Origin of the sequence: Succinimonas sp. (assembly GCF_045225735.1) — a bacterium.
GTDB lineage: Bacteria > Pseudomonadota > Gammaproteobacteria > Enterobacterales > Succinivibrionaceae > Succinimonas.
The window spans coordinates 1-4208 of record NZ_JBGVBR010000187.1 but is presented as its reverse complement, the minus strand read 5'-3'; the positions used below and the strand labels follow the sequence as shown (position 1 = coordinate 4208).

The following is a 4208-nucleotide window of genomic DNA, read 5'->3' as shown; positions in this document are numbered from 1 at the left end:
TTTATACCGCTGACCCGAACATCACTATGGCCGCGGCTGTCAGCGCGGCAATTGATAAAATGCCGGAGGATTCCCTGCTGAAGCCTCTTCTCTCAGAACATCAGGCCGAGGTGACCAAAATGTGCGTCATGGAACATGAGGAGTACCAGGTCATGACGGGAGAGAGAGACATTGAGGAATTTTTGCCAAAAGACTAAGAGGGAAAAATAAAAACAGGGAACAGGACGAAGAGAAAACGGAGGCTCTGGGTTTAGAGCCTGAACCGTTTGGCAAGAAGGCAAACGGCATGGAGGTGAACATCTGGCTTCCGGCGTCCTGAACCTGAATGCCGCGCTCAGGTGAAAATCCGGGCAAACAGAAAGGGAGCAAACAGGCTCCCTTTTTCGCATCGGTGCTTCCGGTTTCTCTTTGCGGCGGCCGCCGGGTCAATCACGCAGCGCCGTCCCGGTTCTCATTACTCCAGCTCGTAGGTTCTCTTTTCAGTCATGGCGGCGTGGCATTCATAGGCGCTCATCAGCTTTACCCGATCCTTTTTCGGATCGATGGGGCCGCAAAACTTATCCTTGGACTTGATCCACTTTCTCTGAGCCGGCAAAAGCTCCTTCCTCTTCTCCCGGGACAGATCATTCCACTTGGCGTTAAGCTCCCCGTCATTCCGGAAATAGCGCATTCTGGCGGACATGAACATATTGTCCTCGTAATCCTTCTGCGGCTCCCAGGCCAGCTTCCGGGAAGACATTTCGGTCATGCAGTCCCGGTAATTCTGCGGGAGATCCTCAGGCTCGGACTCCATCTCAAGGCGCAGAGACAGGGATTTATCCGGATTCTGCTTCATGTAAAAGGTAATGCCGGGAATGTCGTAATCCGCATGAAACAGACAAGCCAGTTCTCCGGAATCATGGTTCATTTTGCAGGGAACCGTGATATAGCGGCCCTCGTCCTCGCTGCGGTCGGCAGTGGAAAGGGTGCAGACCCGGGAAAGATAGAAATTGCCGGCAGCGGCGTAATTGTCGCCCTTTTCGGATTTCTGAATGGTGATGTCCCCGATCACGGAATCCGCATCCTCCAGAAGAGACTGCTCCTCCGGGGTTAACAGTTTTTCATCAAGATAGCCGCAGTAGAAAGCGCTCTGGCCGGCGCAGCTGAAGGTGTGATAGTTGTAGAAGTTGCCGCCCTGCTTTATGGCGTAGCGCCCGGGCTCTATGCCGTCTCCGGCCTGGGCCGCTCCCGCGAGCCCCAGTGCCAGAGCCGCTCCGGCCCCCGCTCTTATAAGCATGTTCCGTAAACCTGTTTTTGCAGTTATTGCTGTCATTACCGTCATTGTGCTGTTCTCCGTAAATAATGCTTCTCAGAATTTGCCTGAGCCTGCCTCCTGCGTCATTATTTGTCTTCTCTCAGGCCTGCTCAGTATTGTAATGCACCGGGACATACTTTAAAACATTTCCTGAAGACGCCTCTCAAAAAAACAAGCCCCTGCAAACTTCATCAGGGGCTGAGAGAACAAGATGAAAGCCGTAAGCAGGCCTCAGACCTTCCAGGTTCGGGACTTCTCCCGCTCCCGCACTTTTTTGAGGAGAGTCTCGGCTTCGTTCTTAAGACGCTCGTCTGCGGCTTTTAGCAGCTTTTCGGTTTCCTGGGCATAGTGCTTCGCCCTTAAAAGGTTCTTCACAAACAGAAACAGGAACCCGGGGCCTCCAGCCAGAAGCGCCAGAAGATCCTTTCTGCTGAAAAGACTCTTTACCTTGGAGGACACCGCTACAGCCGGGAGAAGCTCCTTTTCAAAAGCAATGACCTCGCCCCGGAATTCGCTGAAGACCGAGGAGGAAAGCTGGTTGATCTCCTGATAATTCCGGTTCGTCAAACTGAAAAGCGACTCGGTGGCCAGCTGGTATTCCCGGGAGATCTTATCCCCCAGATAAGCCTCGAACTTTTTGCCGTAGGTGGCGGTTCCCAGTGTCCCCAGCTCCTTTTTGACCTCATCCATCACCCTTTTATGGGCATGCCCGGCAAAGCGTTTGGCCTGCTCCTGAGTGTTCCGGCAGAACTGGTTCATGAGATTGTGCCGGAGGTTTATCGCAATGTGGCTCAGAAGCTGCTCTCTTCCGAAGGGCTTGGTGGTTTTGCCGCCCCGGAGCTTTATCTCCTCGGATCCCATGGGGATCACCGGGGATCCCGGGCAATCCTTGTTAATGACCTTGGTAGTTTCCTTTATCTTTGCTTCTCCGGCCACATCAGACTTGGTGAGCACAAAAACGATCTGATTGCCGTCTTCCAGAAGCGGCTTTATGATCGACTGGATCTCAAAGTCATCAATACGGCTCTTCTGAGCGTCCACGCAGTAGACAATGGTATGAAACCAGTCCCGGACTCTGGCCGCCCGGGTTTCGGCAATGGCCGAAGTGATAATGGATTTCCAGGTCTCGCTGTCCCCGGGCTCAAGCCCCCAGCTGTCCCAGATTTTGATGTTCATGCTGCCGTATTTAAAGGGTTCCTTGGGATGGATGCCCTTGGTGGTCACCGGGGAGCCGGTGCCGGAGCTGGCGACCTTTTTCCCGAAAAGATAGTTCAAAAGAGCGGATTTCCCGACACCGGTTTTGCCGAGAATAAGAACATTGGTTAAAGGGCCTGACGTACTGTCGGTATTAGCTGCCATGACGCCTCCTCTGGTTTATCAAAATACAAAAGACTGACCGGAAGCCCGGAGCAGTCTTTTTCTCAGCTGTCCCTGCTACGGCCGGGACATGCCCTTCCGGGGGTTATTTGCCGGATTTGTAATTCATGGCCATCTCCATTGCCATCTTCACAAAGTCGTTCTTGAGAAACTCATTCATATCGAACTTCGTGCCGTCCAGGTCGCTCTCCTGCATCTTGCGGCAGGCGTAATTGAAGGCCTTTCCGGTGCCGTAGGTCACTGCTGCGGCCACGCCGCCGTTAATCGCGCCTCCCAGAACGGAACCTACCCCGGGGAAGAGCTTAAGCAGGGTGGCGGCGATGGTTCTCCCCACGGTGGTGGTGACCATCTCCGTAAGAATTGTCCCCATGGACTGCTGGATGGAAAGCACGTTCCATCTTACGGCGATTTCGGACAGCATCTTCATCTGCAGGGGCACCAGGGCTGCTGCGCTGGGAACCGGAATGGGAACTGCTCCGAGACCGAAAGCGGTGGCGGTGTATTTGGTAATCATGCTGTCCACCTCGGCGCTCTTCTTGGCCATATCTCTTCTGGCCGCGCCCATAAAGGATACCTTGCGGGATTCGGGCAGTCTGTCCCGGGTCCATTCATAGAGCTCCTTAATGCCCCGGGGCAATTCAATGGAGCGATCGCTTGTAGATTCAAAAATGGCATCGCTTCTGACGCTGGTACGGGAGAGCACCTCATTCTGGAGAGACTGACTCTGTTCCTCCGAGGCCTGATCCGCCTGGGTAAATACCACGGCTACCGGCTTCCCCATGGAATTCAGCCGGTTGATGACATTGATATCGGTATCCACCACCCGGGCTCCGGGAATGCTGATGCAGTACCAGATCACATCAATGGGATCGCCGCTTACTTCATGCTCGTCCATGAACCCGAAAATCAGGTTTTCAAAATGCTGCTGCTTCTCTTCACCGAATTCATATCCCTCGCTGTCATAGATGTTAACGAGGTCATTCTTATAAAGCTCGATGCCCTTGGTAACAGGACGGCCGGAACCGGCTTTGGCGATCTCGCTGTTGAAAACCAGATTTACCAGGGTGCTTTTGCCGGCGCCGCTGCCCCCGAGAATCAGCACGCTGGCCTTGGGAAGTCCGGTAACATAGGCCTTGAAGTCGTCCCAAAACTTTCCGGCAACCTCGCTGCCGCTGTACTGAGCTTCAAAACTGCTGATCTTCGCTTTTTCATCGTCTGAAAAAAGGTTGTTGTCTGTCATATCTGGTTCCTCGTCTGAAAAACATGAAGGGACAAAACTGTTTAATGCTAACTTAAAGTATATTCATTACATGAAGACGCTTTCAGAAAATTAAACCTCCAAAAATGAAAATTGAGACCAAGGATCTGTTTTTGCAAATAAATGAATCACCGAAGCTGTGATAAACCGCCGCAAACCGGAAAGACTCCTGAAACAGTCCGGGAAATCCCCGGGAAAGCACTGTCCATAAGAGCAAGCCGGGAGTTTTTCTGACGGCCTTCAGACATCCTTCTGCTAAGTCCGGCATTCAGTTATCAT

The 4208-nt window shown here is 52.8% G+C and carries 4 protein-coding genes; 1 reads left to right on the top strand and 3 read right to left on the bottom strand.

Features of this window, described 5'->3' with window-relative positions; all coding sequences use genetic code 11:
- Positions 1 to 197, top strand: a 197-nt coding sequence (locus ACJROR_RS06610) for a hypothetical protein (protein ID WP_406546418.1), incomplete at its 5' end; no start/stop codon positions are given.
- A gap of 257 nt (positions 198 to 454) precedes the next feature.
- On the opposite strand, the gene ACJROR_RS06605 is transcribed toward ACJROR_RS06610, so the two are convergent.
- The 3 genes from ACJROR_RS06605 to ACJROR_RS06595 all read right to left on the bottom strand — a co-directional run bounded on the left by ACJROR_RS06605 (position 455) and on the right by ACJROR_RS06595 (position 3911).
- Complete coding sequence (locus ACJROR_RS06605) at positions 455 to 1276, bottom strand: lysozyme inhibitor LprI family protein (protein WP_406546417.1); 822 nt, start codon at positions 1274 to 1276, stop codon at positions 455 to 457.
- A 249-nt stretch (positions 1277 to 1525) separates the two neighbouring features.
- On the bottom strand, positions 1526 to 2653 hold the full coding sequence (locus ACJROR_RS06600) for a GTPase (RefSeq protein ID WP_406546415.1): 1128 nt from the start codon (positions 2651 to 2653) through the stop codon (positions 1526 to 1528).
- Positions 2654 to 2756: 103 nt separating this feature from the next.
- The gene (locus tag ACJROR_RS06595; RefSeq protein WP_406546413.1) at positions 2757 to 3911 is read right to left on the bottom strand and encodes a GTPase; all 1155 of its coding nucleotides are present in this window, start codon (positions 3909 to 3911) and stop codon (positions 2757 to 2759) included.
- Positions 3912 to 4208: the final 297 nt, after the last annotated feature.

Coding starts and splice junctions, on each gene's coding strand:
- ACJROR_RS06605 (WP_406546417.1), bottom strand. CDS start 1,276: ATGCTTATAAGAGCGGGGGCCGGAGCGGCTCTGGCACTGGGGCTCGCG.
- ACJROR_RS06600 (WP_406546415.1), bottom strand. CDS start 2,653: ATGGCAGCTAATACCGACAGTACGTCAGGCCCTTTAACCAATGTTCTT.
- ACJROR_RS06595 (WP_406546413.1), bottom strand. CDS start 3,911: ATGACAGACAACAACCTTTTTTCAGACGATGAAAAAGCGAAGATCAGC.